This is a genomic window from Corynebacterium sp. HMSC068H04 (genome assembly GCF_001811255.1).
Lineage (GTDB): Bacteria > Actinomycetota > Actinomycetes > Mycobacteriales > Mycobacteriaceae > Corynebacterium > Corynebacterium hesseae.
The window spans coordinates 1-19592 of record NZ_KV804013.1; the positions used below are offsets into that span (position 1 = coordinate 1).

At 59.0% G+C, this 19592-nt stretch carries 15 protein-coding genes and 1 pseudogene; 9 read left to right on the forward strand and 7 right to left on the reverse strand.

The window, feature by feature from the left end; genetic code table 11:
- Nucleotides 1-182 (reverse strand): annotated as a pseudogene (locus HMPREF2792_RS08260) (HNH endonuclease); the annotation flags it as partial.
- A 109-nt stretch (nucleotides 183-291) separates the two neighbouring features.
- Nucleotides 292-1749 carry an NADP-dependent phosphogluconate dehydrogenase gene (gndA, locus tag HMPREF2792_RS08265; protein WP_070520417.1) on the reverse strand — a complete coding sequence of 486 codons (1458 nt, stop codon included), beginning with the start codon at nucleotides 1747-1749 and terminating at the stop codon, nucleotides 292-294.
- Nucleotides 1750-1792: 43 nt separating this feature from the next.
- Here gndA and HMPREF2792_RS08270 point away from each other — a divergent pair, with 43 nt between their 5' ends.
- Entirely contained in the window at nucleotides 1793-2239 is a 447-nt protein-coding gene (locus HMPREF2792_RS08270) for a PaaI family thioesterase (RefSeq protein ID WP_070520420.1), read from the forward strand.
- Nucleotides 2240-2243: 4 nt separating this feature from the next.
- Here HMPREF2792_RS08270 and corA read toward each other — a convergent pair whose 3' ends face one another.
- Entirely contained in the window at nucleotides 2244-3317 is a 1074-nt protein-coding gene (gene corA / locus HMPREF2792_RS08275; protein ID WP_070532752.1) for a magnesium/cobalt transporter CorA, read from the reverse strand.
- An 83-nt stretch (nucleotides 3318-3400) separates the two neighbouring features.
- Between corA and HMPREF2792_RS08280 the strand changes: the two genes are divergently transcribed.
- Nucleotides 3401-4003, forward strand: coding sequence for a class I SAM-dependent methyltransferase (locus HMPREF2792_RS08280; protein ID WP_070520425.1), 603 nt, complete (start codon nucleotides 3401-3403; stop codon nucleotides 4001-4003).
- Here the strand turns inward: HMPREF2792_RS08280 and thiD are convergent.
- Together thiD and HMPREF2792_RS08290 are read right to left on the reverse strand one after the other, a co-directional pair.
- Complete coding sequence (gene thiD, locus HMPREF2792_RS08285; RefSeq protein WP_070532757.1) at nucleotides 4000-4836, reverse strand: bifunctional hydroxymethylpyrimidine kinase/phosphomethylpyrimidine kinase; 837 nt, start codon at nucleotides 4834-4836, stop codon at nucleotides 4000-4002. The genes HMPREF2792_RS08280 and thiD overlap by 4 nt on opposite strands.
- A 98-nt stretch (nucleotides 4837-4934) precedes the next feature.
- A complete protein-coding gene (locus tag HMPREF2792_RS08290; protein ID WP_070532759.1) occupies nucleotides 4935-6278 on the reverse strand; it encodes an NAD(P)/FAD-dependent oxidoreductase in 1344 nt (447 codons plus the stop codon).
- 186 nt (nucleotides 6279-6464) lie between these two features.
- On the opposite strand from HMPREF2792_RS08290, the gene HMPREF2792_RS08295 reads away from it, so the two are divergent.
- The 6 genes from HMPREF2792_RS08295 to HMPREF2792_RS08320 all read left to right on the forward strand — a co-directional run bounded on the left by HMPREF2792_RS08295 (nucleotide 6465) and on the right by HMPREF2792_RS08320 (nucleotide 13260).
- On the forward strand, nucleotides 6465-7757 hold the full coding sequence (locus HMPREF2792_RS08295) for a class I SAM-dependent methyltransferase (protein ID WP_070533066.1): 1293 nt from the start codon (nucleotides 6465-6467) through the stop codon (nucleotides 7755-7757).
- A 57-nt stretch (nucleotides 7758-7814) separates the two neighbouring features.
- Nucleotides 7815-8534: a glycerophosphodiester phosphodiesterase gene (locus HMPREF2792_RS08300; RefSeq protein WP_070532762.1), complete on the forward strand. Its 720-nt coding sequence runs from the start codon at nucleotides 7815-7817 to the stop codon at nucleotides 8532-8534.
- A gap of 238 nt (nucleotides 8535-8772) precedes the next feature.
- Nucleotides 8773-9747: a carbohydrate ABC transporter permease gene (locus tag HMPREF2792_RS08305; RefSeq protein WP_070532765.1), complete on the forward strand. Its 975-nt coding sequence runs from the start codon at nucleotides 8773-8775 to the stop codon at nucleotides 9745-9747.
- Nucleotides 9748-10719, forward strand: coding sequence for a carbohydrate ABC transporter permease (locus tag HMPREF2792_RS08310; protein ID WP_070532768.1), 972 nt, complete (start codon nucleotides 9748-9750; stop codon nucleotides 10717-10719). It begins immediately after the preceding gene.
- 73 nt (nucleotides 10720-10792) lie between these two features.
- Nucleotides 10793-12103, forward strand: a complete 1311-nt coding sequence (locus HMPREF2792_RS08315; protein ID WP_070532772.1) for an ABC transporter substrate-binding protein — start codon at nucleotides 10793-10795, stop codon at nucleotides 12101-12103.
- A gap of 26 nt (nucleotides 12104-12129) precedes the next feature.
- On the forward strand, nucleotides 12130-13260 hold the full coding sequence (locus HMPREF2792_RS08320) for an ABC transporter ATP-binding protein (RefSeq protein WP_070532775.1): 1131 nt from the start codon (nucleotides 12130-12132) through the stop codon (nucleotides 13258-13260).
- 68 nt (nucleotides 13261-13328) lie between these two features.
- Here the strand turns inward: HMPREF2792_RS08320 and HMPREF2792_RS08325 are convergent, their stop codons facing one another.
- Nucleotides 13329-16250: an FAD-binding and (Fe-S)-binding domain-containing protein gene (locus HMPREF2792_RS08325; RefSeq protein WP_070532779.1), complete on the reverse strand. Its 2922-nt coding sequence runs from the start codon at nucleotides 16248-16250 to the stop codon at nucleotides 13329-13331.
- 109 nt (nucleotides 16251-16359) lie between these two features.
- Here HMPREF2792_RS08325 and HMPREF2792_RS08330 point away from each other — a divergent pair, with 109 nt between their 5' ends.
- Nucleotides 16360-17337 (forward strand): bile acid:sodium symporter family protein, encoded by a 978-nt coding sequence (locus HMPREF2792_RS08330; protein WP_070532783.1) that lies wholly within the window; start codon nucleotides 16360-16362, stop codon nucleotides 17335-17337.
- A 337-nt stretch (nucleotides 17338-17674) separates the two neighbouring features.
- Here the strand turns inward: HMPREF2792_RS08330 and HMPREF2792_RS08335 are convergent, their stop codons facing one another.
- The gene (locus tag HMPREF2792_RS08335) at nucleotides 17675-19045 is read right to left on the reverse strand and encodes an MFS transporter (protein WP_070532786.1); all 1371 of its coding nucleotides are present in this window, start codon (nucleotides 19043-19045) and stop codon (nucleotides 17675-17677) included.
- Between the last annotated feature and the right edge of the window lie 547 nt (nucleotides 19046-19592).

The following is a 19592-nucleotide window of genomic DNA, read 5'->3' on the forward strand; positions in this document are numbered from 1 at the left end:
GCTTTGCGTTGTTTGCCGCTAAAGCGGGTGGGACCGAAATACACCTGGTTAAGGTTTGCAAGCTCAGTGGCATCGGAGGCATCCGCGCCGAGCGCGCGGAGCTCGTCGGGTGAGCCAGGAATGTTTTCCACCAGCGCAATCCCCGAATTGCGAAGGCGGATGTAGGTTTCAATATCCCCCATGAGCACAGAGACTAAAACAGGTCTCTACACCCCGCAACCGGAAGAAGAAAAATTCTGGTCGCGGGTAGCGGAGGGATAAGAAAAGCCCCTCAGGGGAGGGGCTTAGCAGCTACATCTCGGTAAGCGAGCGGTCACCTGACCATTCGATATGGAACGTGCCCTCGCGGTCCACACGCTTGAAGGTGTGGGCGCCGAAGAAATCGCGCTGGCCCTGAATCAGAGCAGCTGGGAGGCGCTCGGCGCGCAAGCTGTCGTAGTAGGACAGGGAAGAGGCAAACACCGGAACCGGCAGGCCCAGCTGCGTTGCAGTAACCACGACGCGACGCCAGGGGTCGATGAGGTTCTCCAGCTCGCCCTTGAAGTACGGGTCCAGAATCAAGGCAGGCAGGTCGGCATTGTTGTCGTAGGCCTCACGGATGCGATCGAGGAACTTCGCGCGAATGATGCATCCACCGCGCCAGATGGTGGCCAAATCGCGTGGGTCCACGTTCCAGCCGAACTCCTCGGAGCCAGCCTTGATCTCATCGAAGCCCTGGGAGTAGGCAATGAGCTTCGCGGCATACAGTGCACGGCGAACGTCTTCGACGAACTCAGCCTTGTCCACATTGAGCTCGGCAATGGTTCCGGAAGGCAGCTGGCCTTCCTGGGCAGCTGCACGTTGAGCAGTGGCAGAAGAGAGCGCACGCGCGAAAACGGATTCCGCAATGCCGGTGATCGGCACGCCCAGCTCGAGACCATTAATGGCGGTCCAGCGGCCGGTGCCCTTCTGACCGGCGGCGTCCACGATGACGTCGACAAGCGGGGCACCTGTCTCCGGATCTTTCTGTGCTAGTACTTCGGCGGTGATCTCAATGAGGTAGGAGTCTAGGTCTCCGGCGTTCCATTCGCGGAAGACTTCGGCGATTTCAGCCGGTTCCATGCCCGCACCATAACGAAGCAACTGGTAAGCCTCACCGATAACCTGCATGTCGGCGTATTCGATGCCGTTATGCACCATCTTGACGAAGTGGCCAGCGCCATCGGGTCCGATGTGGGTCACGCACGGAGTACCGTCGACATTAGCGGCGATGGACTCGAGGATTGGTCCCAAGGTCTCCCAAGACTCAGCTGGGCCACCAGGCATGATGGACGGGCCATTGAGCGCGCCTTCCTCACCACCGGAAATGCCTGCGCCGACGAAGTGACGGCCCTTAGCGGCCACCTCCTTCTCGCGGCGAATGGTGTCCGTGAACAGTGCATTGCCGCCATCGATGATGATGTCACCCTCATCCATGGCTTCGGTGAGTTGCTCGATGACGGCGTCAGTAGCCGCGCCAGCCTTAACCATGATGATCGCCTTACGCGGGCGCTCGAGGGAGGCAACGAAGTCCTCGACGTTCTCGGAGGCAATGAACGCTCCTTCATCGCCGTGCTCGCTGATGAGCGCGCGAGTCTTTTCCGGGCTGCGGTTGTACACCGCGACCGTGTTGCCGTTGCGAGCAAAGTTTCGCGCAAGGTTGGAGCCCATCACAGCAAGCCCCACAACGCCAATCTGAGCGAGATCTGTCTTTTCAGCACTTTGAGTCATGTTCACCATCCTACGTCACCGAATTCCACTAACCTGTTGTGGCATGAACCACTCTGAAATCTTTGAAAAGCTCTTGGCCGTTTCCCAGTCGCGTCCGCTCAACGCGGAAGAACTCGAGTTGATCAACTCCAACCCGCAGGGGCTCGCAGGGCTTATTGGCCTGCGCTACACGCACATTTCTGCAGACGAGGTTCGATCTGAGGTGGAAGTCGTCCCAGATCACCACCAGCCTTGGGGCGTTGCAAATGGGGGTCTGTACTGCACAATTACGGAATCGACTGCATCCGTCGGCAGCCTAATCCTCGCAGGCAAGCCCGTTGTCGGTGTCAACAACAACACGGATTTCCTCAAGCCGGTGGCTTCGGGCACGGTGACCGCCGTTGCTACACCGCTGTACAAGGGGCGCCGCACGCAGCTGTGGGAGGTTAAGATCAGCCAGGGGGATGTGCTCCTCGCCGCGTCCACGCTGCGCACGATGGTGGTGCAGTAGCCTCTTACAACCAGTTGTTGCGGCGGAACCACCACCACATTCCGGCCACAACTAACACCATGAGGCCGATTGCGCCGTAATAGCCCCAAGGAAAATGTAGCTCCGGCATGACATCGAAGTTCATGCCGTAGATACCCGCGACGAGCGTTGGTGCGGCCCACATGCCAACCACCGCGGAAATCGTGCGCATGTCGGAGTTTTGCTGCATGCTGATCTTGGCCACGGAGGCGTCGATAAGCGAGGTCAAGCGCTCATCGAACCCCGACACGTGGTCTTGGACCACCAGCTGGTGATCGTTGACGTCCCTGATGTAGGAGCGAATCGCCTTCGGAATGAGGTCCTTGTGGTCAGAGACCATCGAGCGCAAAGCAGGCGAAAGCGGCACGATGGCGTGCTTCATCTCCAGAATCTCGCGCTTGAACATATAGATGCGATCGATGTTCGGCAGCGAATTCGGAGTGAAGATTTCTTCCTCGAGCTCGTCGACCTCGATGGCGATGAGGCGGCAGATCTCCGAATAGCGGTCCACCATCATGTCTAGGATCTTCCACGCTAGGGACACGGGGCCCTGTTCGACGAGGTCCTGCTCATCCTCGATCACGTAGGCCAAGTTGGGTAGCTTAGCCGAGTGACGCACCGTGATGATGAATGTGTCACCGATGATCATTTGCATCTCACCAGTGGAAATAATCTGGCGCTTATCGGCTACCTCGTCGTGATCCCGGTAGTTCACCGACCGCGCCACCACGAACAGCTGGTCATCGTAGCGTTCCAGCTTCGGGCGCTGGTGTGCTTGGACGACGTCCTCGACGATGAGCTCGTGGATACGAAACTCAGCCGCCACCTTCGTCATCTGTGATTCGAGCGGCTCGTAGAGGCCTACCCACACGAAGCCGCGGCCGTACTCTTCTACGGTTTGCAGCGCGCTGTGCGGCGAAAACTCGCCGGGAAGAGCCTCGCCATCGACGAACACGCGGCAGTGTTCAATGGCACGTTCGACGGGAACGGAAAAACTCGGAGCACTGTCGTCAGAAGTATTTTTCTTGCGTGGCTTGAATGGTGACGGTACAGATGGCATCGTGTCTCAGCCTCCTTCGTTTCGTATAGGCGTTTTGTAATGGCGGCTAAAGCTTACACCTGTAAGGGCATATAATCGTTGTCATGCCTACCTGGAAAGAAGTTACTGCAGCGAATCCCGCCCATTCCCATAACTTTGCGCGGAAGTGGAAGACACTTCGGGCCCAGGGCAAGGACATCGATGGGGAAGCCCGGCTTATCGACGCGATGAGTGAACGCCACTCCCGCGTCCTCGACGCCGGCTGCGGTTCCGGGCGCCTCGGCGGTGAATTGGCAAAGCGCGGCCACACGGTGTTGGGCGTGGACGTCGATCCCATCCTGATCGAGCATGCGGTCAATGATTATCCGGAGGCCCGTTGGGAAGTGGGGGACCTTTCGGAAGAGGAAATCCCGGAGGGCAACTTTGACATCGCTGTGGCTGCAGGCAACGTAATGACCTTCATTGCCATCGAAGGACGTGAGGCCGCACTGCGCAACGTCTTTAACGCTTTGCGCCCGGGTGGTCGGTTCGTCGTTGGTTTTGGTGAAGGTCGTGGTTGGGGCTTCGATGAATTCCTCGACCTCGCCCGCGCGGTGGGCTACCGAGTCGACTTCATCTTCGCATCCTGGGACATGAAGGTCTTTAAGGAGAACTCCACCTTCATGGTGGCCGTGCTTACCCGCCCCGGCGCAGACCTATTGGGTTAGCGCTGCGCGCCTGCGGCGAGGCGCCGCAGCCGGTGACCATGGTCAACGGGGCCGTGCCCGCGACCGACGTGAAGTGCATCAGCATTCTCTATCGCTTCGTGGAGCCATTCGGTGGCCCATACCAATGCCTCGTCGAGTGTTTCCCCCGCTCCTAAACGTGCTGCGAGCGCGGAGGAGAGCGAGCAGCCGGTGCCGTGGGTGTTCTTCGTGTTAATCCGCGGGCAGGGCACGCGGGTTACCGCGCCGGACGGGCTTACCGTTGCATTATCGGCTTGGGCGCCGTCGAGGTGTCCGCCCTTGACCACGACCCAGGTCCCGTTGTCGTGAGCCCACTGAGTGGCGATATCGATTGCTTCCTCGAGGGTGTGCGGCTGTGCGACGTCCGCGAGGACAGCGAGCTCCGGCAAGTTCGGCGTGACCACGGTGGAGCGGCGGGCGAGTTCGCGCACAGCGCGCTCCGCCTCCCGCTCGAGTAGGCGGTCGCCGCTGGAGGCGACCATGACCGGATCGCAGACTATGGGAACCCCCTCGGGCAGGGTAGAGACGAACTCGCTCACCGTTTCGGTGATGGACACCGAGCCGAGCATGCCGATCTTGAGGGCGTCGATAGTCACGTCGTCATTCACACTTGCCAGTTGTTCGCGCAGGAATTCCACCGGAGGGGTGTGGATGGCGCGCACCCCTTGCGTGTTTTGCGCGACGAGGGCCGTCACCACTGCCATGCCATAGGCGCCGGCCGCCTCAAAGGACTTAAGGTCAGCGTGAATTCCCGCCCCTCCCGTGGGATCGGTGCCAGCAATGCTGAGGACGCGAGGAAGGGCAGGACGGTTCACGGTTTTCTCCTTTACGCTAGGGACTTCTTCCGTTCTACCGTATGTGGTCAAAGAAAAGGAGAGAGGGTGATTCCTCTCTCCCTTAAAGAGCGTAGAACCTAGTGAAGGTCGCGGTCAATGACGTTGCGAGCGACGCGCTGCTGCTGGGTGATTTCCAGGTTGCCGCGGTCGCGCGAGAAGGCGTTGAGGATCCAGTGCAGCGCCACGAGGGTACGGCTGCGGAAGCCAACGATGTAGAAGATGTGCAGGCCGAGCCAGGAGATCCACGCCGGGAAGCCTGCAAACTCGGTCTTGCCCAGCTTGACGACGGCGTTGAAGCGGGAAATGACGGCCATGGAGCCCTTGTCAAAGTACTCGAACGGCTCGGCTTCGTTCGCGGTGGACTCTTCATCGATCTTGGCTTCGATGAGCTTGCCCACGTGGTTGCCGCCCTGGATGGCCACCTGGGCCACGCCCGGAAGGCGGTTGAGGGAAATCATGTCGCCGACGATGTAGACGTTCTTGTACTCGCCAACCGTGAGGTCCTCGTTGACGGAGACGCGGCCGGCACGGTCGGATTCCACGCCAGCCTGGTCGGCGATGAGCTTGCCCAACGGGGAAGCGGCGACACCTGCGGACCAGATCTTGGTCGCGGCCTCGATGGTGACCTCTTCCTCGGTCTTCATGTTCTTGTAGGTGACGGCGTCAGCGGTGACGTTGGTAACCATGGCGTTGAGGCGCACGTCAACGCCCAGCTTCTCCAGCGTGCGCTGAGCCTTGCGGCCGAGGCGCTTGCCAAATGGCGGAAGGACCTGCGGAGCGCCGTCCAAGAGGTAAATCTTGGCGGAGGAGGAACCGAAGTTGGAGTATTCGCCAGCAAAGGTGCGCTGTGCCAGCTCGGCAATCTGGCCGGTCAGCTCAACGCCGGTCGGGCCAGCGCCCACGATGACGAAGGTCAGCAGCTTCTCGCGCTTTGCAGGATCCTCTTCCAGCTCCGCCTTCTCAAAAGCGGAGATAATGCGGGAGCGGATCTCTAGGGCATCATCCAGCGTCTTCATGCCCGGGGCATACTCGGCGAAGTGGTCGTTGCCGAAGTAAGACTGGCCAGCGCCGGCTGCCACAATGAGGGAGTCGTAGCCGTAGGTACGAACAGCGCCATCGAGTTCCGCGGTGACGGTCTGATCCTTGATATTGACGTCGGTGACCTCACCGTTGACAAAGTTAACGTTGTCCTGGTGACGCAAGATCTGACGCGTAGACGGGGCGATTTCGCCGGCGGAAATGACGCCGGTGGCTACCTGGTAGAGCATCGGCTGGAAGAGGTGGTGGTTCTTCTTGTCGATGAGGGTGATCTCAACATCCGCGTCCTTGAGCTTCTTGACGGCGTTGATACCGCCGAAGCCGGCACCGATAACAACGACGTGGTGGCGGCCGTTACTAGGACGGTGGGGAGTTTGCGCCATGGTGTTTGATTACCTTCCTTAAGAAAGCCAGATTATTTTACCCGAGTCAGTCTAAACCTTTCTAGCGGTACATGCATACTTTATGGGTTATTAACTGGCTTTTTGGGCCGCGCCTCCACCCGCGCGGGCCCCGTTGGCTTTAGTCTGGGAGGACACATGCGTGCGATGAGGAAGGCTGACTTGAGCGTGTATCCCCACTTGGCTTCGATCGATGCTGCGGTGTGGCCCGGCGTGGCTACTGTCCCTTCACCGCGCCTACTGCGTATGAAAGCTGGCCGGGCTGAGGCGGAGTTCGCGCAGGCCTGTTCCAAGGCTGGGGTAGAGCTGGAAGGCGAAGATCCAGATGTCACCGTGCTTCACGACGCCCTCTTCTCCCGCACCGCCGATTCGGGCTGGCTGGGCCTGGCCGAGTCTTATATGGCAGGCGAGTGGACAACTCCCGATTCTGAGCGCCTTGTCAAAGTCCTCACGCGGCTGGTGGGGGTGGGCTATCGGCCGAAGGCCAAGGAGCTTGCCGTGGAGACATCGAGCCCTGGTGAACTACCCCTTGACGTTGTGAAACTGTACGCAGGTGACTCGCTGAGCCATTCGGGCGGCATTTTTGCAAGTGGCGTACCCACTACGGTGCGCGAGGCGGTGCGTAGCTATAGCGCGCGTGCGGGCAGAAAAGAACCCAAAGAACACTTCGTCGATGTAACCACGGTGACCGAGCCGGCATCAACGGACCGTGAAGACTTGGGCGACGCACAGCGTCGCGCTGCGCAGTGGCTTCTCGACGCCACCCGCACCGGCGCCGGAACCCACCTCCTGGTCTACCCAGCCACTGGGCTGCAAGTAGCGGTTCAGGCGGTGGCCCGGCGCGCCACGGTGGACGTGCTTACGGGCGACACGGAGCAGAAGGCGCTTTTCGACGAGCAACTGCTTCTCGAAGGCGCCGCTGATTCGGTTCACGTGCAGGGCATAGAGACGGCCTTGCCCAACCCAAAGAAGTGGCGCGGGCGGTATGACGCGATAGTGAGCGTCGAAAAGCTGGAGACGCTTTCGCCGCCGGAACGCCGCCGATATGTCGAGATGCTGGACCGCTCGCTGGTCAGTGGCGGGCGTCTGGCTTTAGCTTCGCTTTTTGCCACGAATGCGATGACTCCGGCGGCGCGTTCGGCGATTCAGGTTCTGCGTGCCTATATCTGGCCTGGCTTGGAATACCCGTCGTTGGAAGAAACCCATAGGCTCTTCGATAAGCGCTCCAACCTGCGAATCATCGCGCAAACCCACACCGGAAGCCACTACCTCGAAACGCTTCGCTACCAGCGCAGCTTTTTCGATGGCCGCCACCGCGAAGCCGGGGCAGCCGGGTTCGATCAGGTCTTTCGACGCCTGTGGACCTTCCAATTTGCCCTGCGCGAGGCGTTGCTCAGCCTGGGCATGCTGGATGCCGTGCACGTGGTGGCGACCCACCGCCACCGCGGCGGCCGGCGTTAGCGGTCTACACTGGGGCGGCGCCAACGTCACCCACTTTGCCGACCGGAGGATAAGAGTATGTCAGAGCGCCCAGGAATTATCGCGCACCGAGGTTATAACGGTTGGTACCCCGAAAACACATTTCGGTCCTTCGATGAAGCCCTCAAGCTCGACGTGGCTGGTGTGGAGTGCGACGTCAACCTAACCAAAGACGGAGAAGTCGTAGTTATCCACGATCAGACGGTGGACAGGACGTCGAATGGCGCCGGTGCTGTTGGCGACATGACCCTGGAGGAGCTGCGCACACTTAATTTTGGCACCCACGGGGATCCGCAACGCATAATGCTTCTCGACGAACTCGTGGACCTCGTCATGTCATACCCTGGAAAGCAGCTGCTCATAGAGACGAAGCATCCGTCTCCTTTTGGTGCACGCCTTGAGGAATCGGTAGCGGAAGTCTTGCGCGGCCGACAGCTCGATGCCGACCCACGGTTTAGCCTGATCTCCTTCAACCCCGAAGCAATTGCTCGGTTTCGACACTTCTTGCCGTCCTTGCGGTCATTCCTTCTCCTTGAACCTGATGAGGGAGTCCCAGAAACGCTCGAGGGTGCAACGGGATTTGGGCCTTCGATTCACCAGGCGCGGAGGGGCGCCGACTTCTTTGTCGGTGTTGATGCCCCGTCCTACGCGTGGACGGTGAACCTGCCGAAGGACATGGAGTGGTGCCGCGAAAACGGAGTATTGCTCATGGCAACCGACCTGCCAGAGCTGGCAATCGACGTGCTTTCGCGCAGTTAGCCAGCGTTAGGCTACATCCTCATCTGATCCGTCATGGACCGAAATGGTCTATCTAAAGAGATGGCGGAGTTCTCTCATTAACGCAACGTGATGTGAGGTCTTCCATTGTGTTGCTTGTGATGTTCCCCACGCACAGCATGGGTTTTCGAGTGCTCGGCTCCGGAAATTTTCCTGCTGTTTATCAAGTCAATACTTTCAATAAACTTTTTGTTTACTGCCTTGGTCTAGTTTCTTCTGCATGGCAATTTCCACCCCGGCAAGCGGGCTAACGGCTGCGATCCCTGCAGTCACTGAGAAGCCGGTCGTCTCCGAGGACTTCGCGCGTCATCCACGCAAACGGAAGCTCGATTGGAAACAGATCGGTCTTGCGGCATTGCTCGTTGGCCCGAACCTTCTCCTTCTCGTTCTTTTCACTTATCGGCCGTTGGTCGATAACATTCGCATCTCTTTCTTTAACTGGAATATTTCATCGCCGACGATGACCTTTGTCGGTCTCCAGAACTACATCGACTGGTTCCAAGCACCGGATACCGGACGCGTGGTGTTCAACACTGTCGTTTTTACTTTCTTCGCGGTGGCCGGTTCGATGGTTTTGGGACTGGCTCTGGCATTGCTGCTGGACCAAAAGCTTTTTGGTCGCGCTGCGGTGCGTTCGATGGTCTTCGCTCCCTACGTCATCGCAGGTGCGGCGATTGGCGTGGCCTTCCAGTTTGTCTTCGATCCCAACTACGGCCTCATCCAATACTTCTTGGGGATCATCGGGGTCGATGTGCCGAACTTTTACCAACAACAGAACTGGGCGCTGTTCATGATTACGGTGACCTATATTTGGAAAAACGTAGGCTACGTCTTCGTTATCTATCTGGCTGCCTTGCAAGGACGGCGCCGTGATCTTGACGAAGCATCGGAGATTGACGGCACCCCGGCCGCGCGACACTTCTTCCGTGTGGTCCTGCCGCAGCTTCGCGGCACCACCTTCTTCTTGTTGATTACCGTGCTGCTCAATTCCTTCCAGGTCTTCGACATCATCAATGCGATGACCGGTGGTGGACCGTTCGGCTACGGAACTTCCACGATGGTCTTCCAGGTGTACCAGGAGACCTTCATCAACAACCGTGCCGGCTATGGCGCAGCAGTAGCTACCATCATGTTCCTCGTAGTGCTTGTCATTACGGTGCTGCAGATTAAGTTGCAGGAAAGGATGGATAAGTAAATGTCCGAAAGCCACGCAATTCCGGCTTCCGTCCAGGTAGGTCTCCCGCAAGCCAAAGGCGAACTGCCACCCGTTCCTGGCTCCCAATCCCTCGCAGCGCCGGTCATTACTGATGCCCAGCGAAAACGCAAAGGCGAGCCAATTGATCACAGTCATCCAGCGACGAAGGTCATCGGCTACATCGCCTTGGTACTGACAGTGCTGATGATTATGGTGCCGCTGTACTTTATTTTCATCACCAGCTTCAAGTCTTTCCAGGATGTGTATTCGGATCCAATTTCCTTCTGGCCTAATCCTTTCAAGGCGGAGAACTATTCCTACGTCTGGCAGACCTCTGGCTTCTCGAGCTACCTGAAAAACTCCGTCATCATCACTCTGATCCTGACGGTGGTAGAGGTAGTCCTCGGCGTTCTGACTGCCTATGCCTTCGCATTCATTCGTTTCCCCGGCCGAAACCTACTGTTCCTGCTTATCATCGCCTCGCTGATGGTGCCCAACCAGATTACGATTATTTCGAATTACTCGTTGGTTGCGTCGTGGGGTTGGAGAGATACCTACGCTGGCGTCATTGTCCCATTGGCCGGCGTGGCGTTCGGTGCCTTCCTCATGCGCAATCACTTCCAATCATTGCCTCCGGAAATACTCGAGGCCGCTCGCATGGATGGAGCAGGATTCTTTACTACCTTGTTCCGAGTGGTCCTGCCAATGTCGTGGCCAACGCTGTCTGCGTTTGTCCTCATTACCGTGGTCAATGAATGGAACCAATACCTGTGGCCCTTCCTGATTACGGATACACCGGCTGCAGCCACACTGCCGGTGGGCCTGACCCGCTTGCAGGACGCGGAAGGCGTTACAAACTGGGCACCAGTGATGGCCGGCACCGTGCTGACAACCCTGCCCATGATCATTATCTTCCTCATTCTTCAGAAGCCGATGATCAAGGGCCTGACTGCGGGCGCAGTCAAGGGTTAGTCTGACCGCCTGCTATCTCAACGCCCAACTCACTCAAGTCCCCAACTCTTCACCTCCAAAGGAGAACCTCCCCATGTCTCGTAAGACCACTACTCGCATCGTCGCTGCCTGCGCGGCACTACTGACCACCGTGTCCTTGACCGCTTGCGCAGGTGGATCGACCACCGCAAGCAACGGCTCGAAAGATGACAGCGACGCCAACACCATCACCTTCTGGTCCAACCACCCGGGTTCCTCCCGCGACCTGGAGCAAGAGCTCATTGATGAGTTTGAGAAGGAAAACCCGGACCTCAAGGTTGAACTGGTCACCGCTGGTTCCAACTATGAGGAAGTTGCACAGCGCTTCAACGCGGCGCTCGCTGGTGGCGACTTGCCTGACGTCCTCGTTGCATCCGACGTCACCTGGTTCAACTTCGCACTGAATGAGGCCACCACACCGCTCGATGAGCTGTGGGAGATGAACGACATTGACTCGGGGAGCTACGTCGATACCCTGCGTGAAGACTACAAGTACAAGGACAAGCACTACGGCGTGCCGTACTCCCGATCCACGAACCTGATGTACTGGAACACCGATGACCTCAAGGCAGCGGGGCTTCCTACCGATCGTGGCCCGAAGGACTGGGAAGAGTTCGACGAGTGGGCTACCAAGATCAAGGACAAGCTCAACAAGCCGGCTGTTACTGTTCCGGACGGCTCCAGCTATCTCGACTGGTACTTCCAGGGCATGATTTGGGCCTTCGGTGGTTCTTACTCTGATGAGTGGGAACCGAACTTTACCTCGAAGGAGTCCATCGAGGCAGGTAAGTTCCTCCAGGACCAGGTCAAGGTAGGCCACATCGAAATCTCCACTGACCCGACCGTCGCATTCGGCTCCGGCAAGGCCTCTGGTCTGTTGGAGTCCACCGGTTCCTTGGGTGGCCTGAAGGAGACGGCAACGATTCCGTTCATCACCACTTACCTGCCGGGCCCTGGTCCTTCGGCAGCGACTGGCGGTGCCGGACTGGCTGTGCCGGCTGGCATTTCTGACGAGCGCAAGGCTAACGCGGTTAAGTTCATTGACTTCCTGACTAATACCGAGAACACCATCAAGTTCTCCCAGAAGACGGGCTATATGCCGGTGCGCAAGGACGCCTTGGACGATCCGGAAGAGAAGAAGTTCTTGGAGGAGAACCCGAACGCGCAGACCGCTATCGAGCAGCTCAACGAGAACACCAAGCCGCAGGACTATGCTCGCGTCTTCGTACCAGGCGGCGGCCAGCGCATCGGTGGCGTTCTCGATCGCATCACCGTGGGCAATGAGGACGTGGAGACCGCTTTCGGTGACCTGCAGAAGGAGACCCAGAGCGTTATCGACCGCGACATCACCCCGAAGCTCAAGTAACACTTCGGATAGTTTGAAAGGACACCATGGCTACAGTTGAATTCCGTCAAGCTTCCAGGATTTATGATCCGAAGAAGCCCCCGGCGGTTAGCCGCATAAACCTAGATATCAAGGACGGCGAGTTCCTAGTACTCGTCGGGCCTTCGGGCTGCGGCAAATCTACGACATTGCGCATGCTCGCTGGCCTTGAGCCAATCGACGAAGGACAGATCTTCATCGACGGGGCTGACGTTACTGAAGCCCGCTCGCGGGATCGCGATGTAGCCATGGTGTTCCAATCCTATGCGCTGTACCCCAACATGACAGCGCGCCAGAACATGGCCTTTGCCTTGCAGAACGCCAAGGTGGATAAGGCAACCATCGAAAAGCGCGTGAATAATGCCGCGAAGATGTTGGAACTGGAAGACCTCATTGATCGCAAGCCTTCCGCGATGTCGGGCGGCCAGCGCCAGCGCGTGGCTATGGGACGCGCTATAGTTCGCCAGCCTAAGGTCTTTCTCATGGATGAGCCGCTGTCCAACTTGGATGCGAAGCTGCGCGTATCGACGCGTGCGCAAATCTTGCAGCTGCAGCGCGAGCTTAATACCACCACGGTCTACGTCACCCACGACCAGACTGAGGCCATGACCATGGGGGACCGCGTGTGCGTTCTCAAACAAGGCATCATTCAGCAGGTCGACGCGCCGAACACGTTGTATGAGAATCCGGGTAACTCGTTCGTGGCGACGTTTATCGGTTCGCCGGCTATGACTCTCATCGACAACGTCCCCTTCGTCGACGGTCGCGTTGTCGGCGGCAAGGACCATGCTTTGGACTACTACATGCCGCCGGAGCAGGCCGCGAAGGTGGCATCGGATCGCGTCATCGTCGGCGTGCGCCCAGAGAACTGGGAAATCGTTGGCGTGAACCAACCCGGTGAGCAATATGGGCTACCAGTTCGGGTCGACATTGTGGAGCACCTTGGCTCCGAGTTGTACGTCTACGGCGGCCGGGAGGAATCGGCGGACGACGTCATCGCAGTCCGCGGTGACCGGATCACTGTGAAGGTGCCGCGCGGCATTGCCGTGCACCAGGGAGACACGATCTACCTCCGCCCGATGAAGGGCGGCTGCGTCTTCTTCGCCCCAGACACCGAAATCAACTACGACTATCTCTAAGCTGCTTCCGCCACGACTGACGTGCCGGTGGCGGGGCTCCCACGAGGGGTGCCGCCACCGGCACGGTGCTATGGAGTGACGACCGGACGGGAAGCCCTCTCCAACAGCACTGCAATCGAGTCATAGGTCTTGCCCGCAATCATTTCTAGACCCATCTCGCAGGTGCGGTTATCGGAGACGTACGCGTCGAAGTGCTCGGCGTCGAGAGAAGCGCGCTCCTCGCGGGTAGCGGACTCAACAAGCTCCGGGTGAAGCATGACGCGGTCGCCGGCGGAGCCACAGCACATCGCGCCCTCAGGGATCTTAGCGTGACCGCAGAGGTTGGCCAAGTCAAGGAGGTCCTGGCTAATCCCCATGTGATTTGTGGAGCACGTCGGGTGGACGGCGATGCTGCCCATGTTCTTCACGATTGGCAGGTGTGGTGCAATTTCATCGCGCAACCACTCCACGACATCGAGGATCTTTAAGTCCTCCCAGAGCTCGCGGTCGGCGGGGGAGAGCACCTCCGGAACCGAGTCGAGCAACCCGTGGGTGCAGCTTGCAGCATCGACGACGATGGGCAGGCGGCCGTGCTCCGACCAGTGCCAGAGATCGCGAACTATCTTTTGAGCTTGATATTCAAATCCCTCCTTGTAGCCCTTGGATGACCACGGGGTGCCGCAGCAATCGCCCGCGACGTCTTCTGGGATCCACACTGGCTGGCCAGCACGGCGTCCCAGTTCCACGATGGCGCGCGGGAGGTCTACCGAATCCTTAGCTGCCCCAGCAGGACGGCCGAAGATGCGATTGATGCAGGCCGGGAAGTAAAGTGCACCAGCACCCTCGCGCGGAGTTTCCGGCAGACGCGATGCGGCCTTCGGAAGTGGGCCTGGGACGGTCGGCAGCAAGTCGGGGGCCACCACGTTACGCGCCATGTTGGCCCCCAGTTCCAGAGGCTTGTGAGGAACCTTGTTGGCGGAGACGATGCCAGCGCGGGCGAGCTTTTCCACCAGCTCCCAGCGCTGTGCCGTCGTGAGCGCCACCTTTTCGCGGGCGGGGGTTGCCTGCTGAGAGCGTAGCTTCTTCATGACAGCACCGGTATCGATGCTGATCGGGCAGGGGATAGAACACGTGCCGTCGGCCGCGCACATGTCGACGGCGTCGTACTGATACTCCTTCTGCAGCTGCGCCAAGACCTCCGAGCCTTCTTCCTGCCGAGCCATCTCGCGGCGCAAGACGATGCGCTGGCGTGGGGTCACCGTGGCGTGGCGGGAGGGGCAGACAGGCTCGCAGAAGCCGCACTCCACGCAGGGGTTGATCTCACTTTCGACCTTGGGGAAGGACTTGAAGTTGCGCAGGTGAATGGTCTGGTCGCGCGTGAGCTTCACGTTCGGTGCGAGGATGCCCTTGGGATCGATCATGTTCTTGACTTCCCAGAAGAGCTCGAAGGCCTCCGTGCCCCACTCGTGCTCCAGGAAGGGCGCCATGTTGACGCCAGTGCCGTGCTCGGCCTTCATCGAGCCTTGGTACTTATCAATGACCAGCTCAGCCAAATCATCCAAGAACGCGGCATAAGACTCGTGCTCCTCCTCAACGTCGAAGCGCGGGGTGAAGAAGAAGTGCAGGTTGCCAAAGGCAGCGTGCCCCATGACGGATTCCGGGTAGCCGTACTTGGCCTGCAAGTCCAACAGGTCCGCTGCAGCCTCGCCGACCTGGGAGGGTGGGAAGCAGACATCCTCGGTGATATAAGCCGTGCCATTCGGGCGATCCGCACCCAGCAGCCCGTAGAGGCCGTTGCGTAGCTCCCACGCGCCGCGCATACCTTCTGCGGTGGTGAGGAATTCGAGGGGGCGCAGTAGTGGGGCGTCGGCAAGCACGGCGCGCAGGCGATCCATGGCTTTGTCTAGGTCTGCCTCGTCGCTGCCGCCGACCTCCACGAGGAGTGCTGCGGCATCGTCATCGAGGTTGCGCCAGGATTCCGGGGCGTGGGAGTAGTGCTCGGCCGAGCGGCGCATCACCGGGGCAACTAGGAGCTCGCAGGCCTCCGCGCCGGTCTCCATGATGGGGTGGACGTAGTTGGCGGCATCGCGGAGATTGGGCAGCTCGACCCATGTCGTGGCCTTCACGCGCGGTAGCTTCACCGTGCGGATGACGGATTCGGTGATGGCACCGAAGATGCCCTCGGAGCCGATGAGGAGGCGCTTGAGGATGTGCACGGGCTCGTCCTCATCGAGGAAAGCATCGATGCGCAGGCCATTGGTGTTGCGGATGGAGAACTTGGTCCGCAGGAACTTGACCATGTCGGTGTTGGCGCGCAGCTTATCGCGGAAGGCTAGTAGATCGGCGTGGAGCTTCGGCTCTTGCTTGCGGAAGGCCTCGTCCCCACGGGACGTATCCACGATGGTGCCGGAAGGCAGGACGAAGATGAGCTCTTCGATGCTGTGGTAGCTATCGCGCTCCAAAGAGCAGCGCATGCCGCCGGAGTTATCGGCCAGCACGCCACCGATGGTGCACACGGACGTGGAACCCGGGTCCGGCCCCAGCATGAAGCCGTGGCGGGAGAGCACTGCCTGGGCATCGCCCAAGATGACGCCGGGGCGCGACCACAGCTTGCGGCCTTCTTCGCGCACTTCCATGCCGCCGAAGTGGGTTTTGACATCGACGAGGATGTCATCGCCCATGGCCTGGCCGTTCAGCGACGTTCCTGCTGCGCGGAAGGTCATGTGGCGATCGTGAGTATCGCAGTACTTCATCAGCGCAGCGAGGTCCGCGGCGTTGCGAGGAGAGACCACAATGCTCGGGATGGAGCGGTAGGGGCCGGCATCGGAGGAGAAGCGCACGAGGTCACTGAGGCGTCCGTGCACGTTCTCTTGACCGACGATGGCTTTCATATCCGCGAGAAGTTCGGCGGGGGAGCCGTTCTTGAAGCGCGCGGGGACGGCGTCGTCCTGGCTTGTGGTGCCGGCTGGACGTGAGAAACGAGAGGAATCGGGGCTTAGTAGCTTGGACATGTTTCTAATCTATCGCTTGATAGTAAATATGGGTCAAACCGGGTACGTGAGGTTCAGCATATGGGATACTCAATTCATCTAGTGAGACACCTTCTGGAAAGGAAACACCGTGACGAACCCACACACAGAAGGGGAGACCGGCGAGAAACTCGCCGTGTATATCTTCCCCATCGTCATCATTGCCTGCGCTTTTGTCGCTTTCATGAGCCCCAACACCTTTGAACCGATAGGGCAGTACACCTCGCAATTGCTGATGGTCATCATGTTCTCGATGGGCCTGACCTTGACCATTCCGGACCTGGCCCTCGTGGCGAAGCGTCCGTTACCCATCTTCTTGGGTGCTATCTGCCAATTTGCCATCATGCCGACTAGTGCCGTACTCGTGGCAAACCTGCTGGGGCTTTCCGACGCCGCCACCGTCGGCCTCATCCTCCTCGGCTCTGTGCCCGGCGGCACCGCATCCAACGTCATGGCTTACCTGGCCAAAGGTGATGTGGCACTGTCGGTGGCGATGACCTCGGTATCGACCCTCGTCTCACCGATCATGACGCCTTTGCTCATGCTGTGGCTGGCAGGGAAGACCGCCGAGGTCGACGGTGCCGGTATGATGTGGTCGCTGGTTCAGACAGTGCTCATTCCTGTAGGGCTCGGCCTTCTCTTGCGCGTTATCGCCAGCAAGGCAGTGGACAAGCTTCTGCCGGCGTTGCCATGGGTAGCTATTGCCGGCATCGGCGGCGTGGTCATGGCTGTGGTTTCAAAATCACAGGACAAGCTTGTGACCGTGGGCCTGGTCGTCTTCGCAGGTGTGGCCATTCAGAACCTCATCGGCTTCCTTTTTGGCTATTACTCGGCGAAGCTTGCCCGTCAACGCGAGGCGGCGGCGCGTACTACGGCAATCGAGGTGGCAACACAGAACTCCGGATTGGCTTCGGCCTTGGCGCTGCAGTTCTTTACCCCGGAGGCGGCGCTGCCGGGTGTCGTGGCCGCGGTGTGGGCCAACATTACCGGAGCGATCTTCGCCGCCATCGTGCGCCGCAAGCCCATTGTCAACGAACCCCAGACCGAGCGAGCAACTGTTGCTGCGTAGTTAGCAGGCGCCTCTCTCGCAAAGCAGCATCTCATGGGCGGCTAGCAAATACTGTGCTAGCCGCCCTTTCCATTTGTCCAGACCTGAAAGTGCAGACGCGCTGCGTCGCCAAGCACTGCCCGGATGCTTAGCGACGGCCACCTGCAGGTATGCACTTTCTAGTCTGCGCTTTTGGAAGCAGCGGCAGAGTGCTCCCACGATTGGATCCCCCCAATCGGTGTCTTTCGGGACGGCGCTGCCGGGGCCAAGCCGCCGACGGAACCGAAACCAAAATCTCCCCGACCTTTGGTGCGTAACACCAGAAGAAGTCGGGGAGAAGTATGTGGGTTAAGACCGGCTAAACCTGCGAGAGGTCATGGTCCTTCAGCTCCTGCATCATGATGATTGCGATGAGGGAGATGAAGCAGACGATGATGAGATAGTATCCCACATAATTCACGTTATAGGAGCTGACCAGCCACGTTGCGATGAAAGGTGCTACTGCAGCACCGAGGATGGATGAGACGTTGTACGCGATGCCGGAACCGGTGTAGCGCACGTTGGTGGGGAAGAGCTCTGGGAGGACAGCGGACATAGGGCCGAAGATGAGTCCCATGATGAACATGCCGACGACGAGGAATCCGAGGACCGAGTTTCGGTCAGCGTTGTCGATGCCGAGGAAGAAGGGGAAGCTGAAGCCAAAGGCAATCATGATGAGCGAGGTTATGGTCAAGATTGGCTTGCGCCCGTACTTATCCGAAAGCATCGAAGATACGGGGATGCCGATCATGAACATGAAGATGGAGATCAATTGGATCTCCAAGAACTCCAGGTAAGGGATTCCCAGGCCTAGTTCCTTGGTCTTATCACCAATGCCGTAGGAGAGAATCCAGGTGGTGACCAGGTAGAACAGCGTGTAGCAAGAGACCATGACGAAGGTGCCGATGATCATTGGCTTCCAGGCGATGCGGAATGCTTCCACCATAGGGGTCTTGACCTTCTTGCCTTCGTCAACCGCCTGCTGGAAGACAGGAGTTTCTTCCAAGCGCAGGCGGACATAGAGGCCGATGAGAACCATGACCGCAGACGCGAGGAAGGGCAGGCGCCAGCCCCATTCCATGAAGGTGCCGGTGGTGTCACCGCGTGAGTAATCCATGGTGGCAACCAAGGTCAGGAAAAAGCCGTTAGCTAAGAAGAAGCCGAAAGGTGCGCCAAATTGTGGCCACATGGCAGCAGAAGCGCGCTTGCCTTCCTCAGCGGTTTCGGAGGCCAACAGTGCTGCGCCGGACCATTCGCCACCCAAGCCTAAGCCTTGGCAGAAACGCATCAGGGCCAGCAAGGCCGGGGCGATGATGCCTGCGGTCTGGTACGTGGGCAGGATACCGATGATGAAGGTGGCGATGCCCATTGTCAGGAGCGCACCGACGAGCGTGGCTTTGCGGCCGACGCGATCGCCGAAGTGCCCGAAGAGCAACGAGCCCAGCGGACGTGCGATGAAGGCCAGGCCGAAGGTGGCGAAGGACTGGAGCAGGGCGACGGTGGGATCCTCGGTCTTTGGGAAGAAGAGAAAAGGAAAGACGGCTACGGCTGCCGTGGCATAAATATAGAAGTCGTAGAACTCGATGGTCGTGCCAATGGTCGAAGCCACGGCAATACGAACACGATCACGTTTGGTGAGTCGCTGTGTTGCGCCCGCTGACTTCGGCAGCGTGGTGTTGACGGCGGTCATGTGAGAGGCGCCCTCCTTGAAAATTTCAATAGCTTGATTGGTTATGGAGAAACACTACCGTCTCACGGTTTGAAATGAAAGTCTCAGTGAATGAAAAATTCAACGCGGGCGACTAGCGGCCGAAGGCTGGGGAGTGGAAGTGTCGTTAAAATGACATAATGTACATTATCGGACAACCACTTATGCACTGGGTGGGGGTCTTTCCTTCAGGGCTGCCCGGTTCCGAGTTTGTTCCTTGACTGTACTGTCTCGACTCACTCATGGACGCTCATGATTCCGCCCCCGGTCGCAACGCGTGCAGTTGGCGGCCGCCTAGCGAGTGGTTTCTGGGCTGCGTGTCGTATCGGCGTTGCCGATTCTGTGTTGGGCAATTCTTCGTGGCCGCAAGGTTCCTTTGCTTGCTACCTTCCGGATGTCCCTTTTGCGCGCCACTCCTTGTTTTGTGGATAAGGACTCGTGCGCGGGGTTGCTATAGTTGGCGGCCGCTTACCTTCATCTGTGCCTCCCTGTTGGCTGCTTAGCGGGCGGCCCAAATTGCCATTAAATA

What these genes read in the sequence shown, in the direction of transcription:
- HMPREF2792_RS08300 (WP_070532762.1), top strand. Translation starts at nt 7,815, where the DNA reads ATGTCAGAGCGCCCAGGAATTATCGCGCACCGAGGTTATAACGGTTGG.
- HMPREF2792_RS08305 (WP_070532765.1), top strand. Translation starts at nt 8,773, where the DNA reads ATGGCAATTTCCACCCCGGCAAGCGGGCTAACGGCTGCGATCCCTGCA.
- HMPREF2792_RS08270 (WP_070520420.1), top strand. Translation starts at nt 1,793, where the DNA reads ATGAACCACTCTGAAATCTTTGAAAAGCTCTTGGCCGTTTCCCAGTCG.
- HMPREF2792_RS08310 (WP_070532768.1), top strand. Translation starts at nt 9,748, where the DNA reads ATGTCCGAAAGCCACGCAATTCCGGCTTCCGTCCAGGTAGGTCTCCCG.
- HMPREF2792_RS08290 (WP_070532759.1), bottom strand. Translation starts at nt 6,278, where the DNA reads ATGGCGCAAACTCCCCACCGTCCTAGTAACGGCCGCCACCACGTCGTT.
- gndA (WP_070520417.1), bottom strand. Translation starts at nt 1,749, where the DNA reads ATGACTCAAAGTGCTGAAAAGACAGATCTCGCTCAGATTGGCGTTGTG.
- HMPREF2792_RS08320 (WP_070532775.1), top strand. Translation starts at nt 12,130, where the DNA reads ATGGCTACAGTTGAATTCCGTCAAGCTTCCAGGATTTATGATCCGAAG.
- HMPREF2792_RS08335 (WP_070532786.1), bottom strand. Translation starts at nt 19,045, where the DNA reads ATGACCGCCGTCAACACCACGCTGCCGAAGTCAGCGGGCGCAACACAG.
- HMPREF2792_RS08315 (WP_070532772.1), top strand. Translation starts at nt 10,793, where the DNA reads ATGTCTCGTAAGACCACTACTCGCATCGTCGCTGCCTGCGCGGCACTA.
- corA (WP_070532752.1), bottom strand. Translation starts at nt 3,317, where the DNA reads ATGCCATCTGTACCGTCACCATTCAAGCCACGCAAGAAAAATACTTCT.
- HMPREF2792_RS08280 (WP_070520425.1), top strand. Translation starts at nt 3,401, where the DNA reads ATGCCTACCTGGAAAGAAGTTACTGCAGCGAATCCCGCCCATTCCCAT.
- HMPREF2792_RS08325 (WP_070532779.1), bottom strand. Translation starts at nt 16,250, where the DNA reads ATGTCCAAGCTACTAAGCCCCGATTCCTCTCGTTTCTCACGTCCAGCC.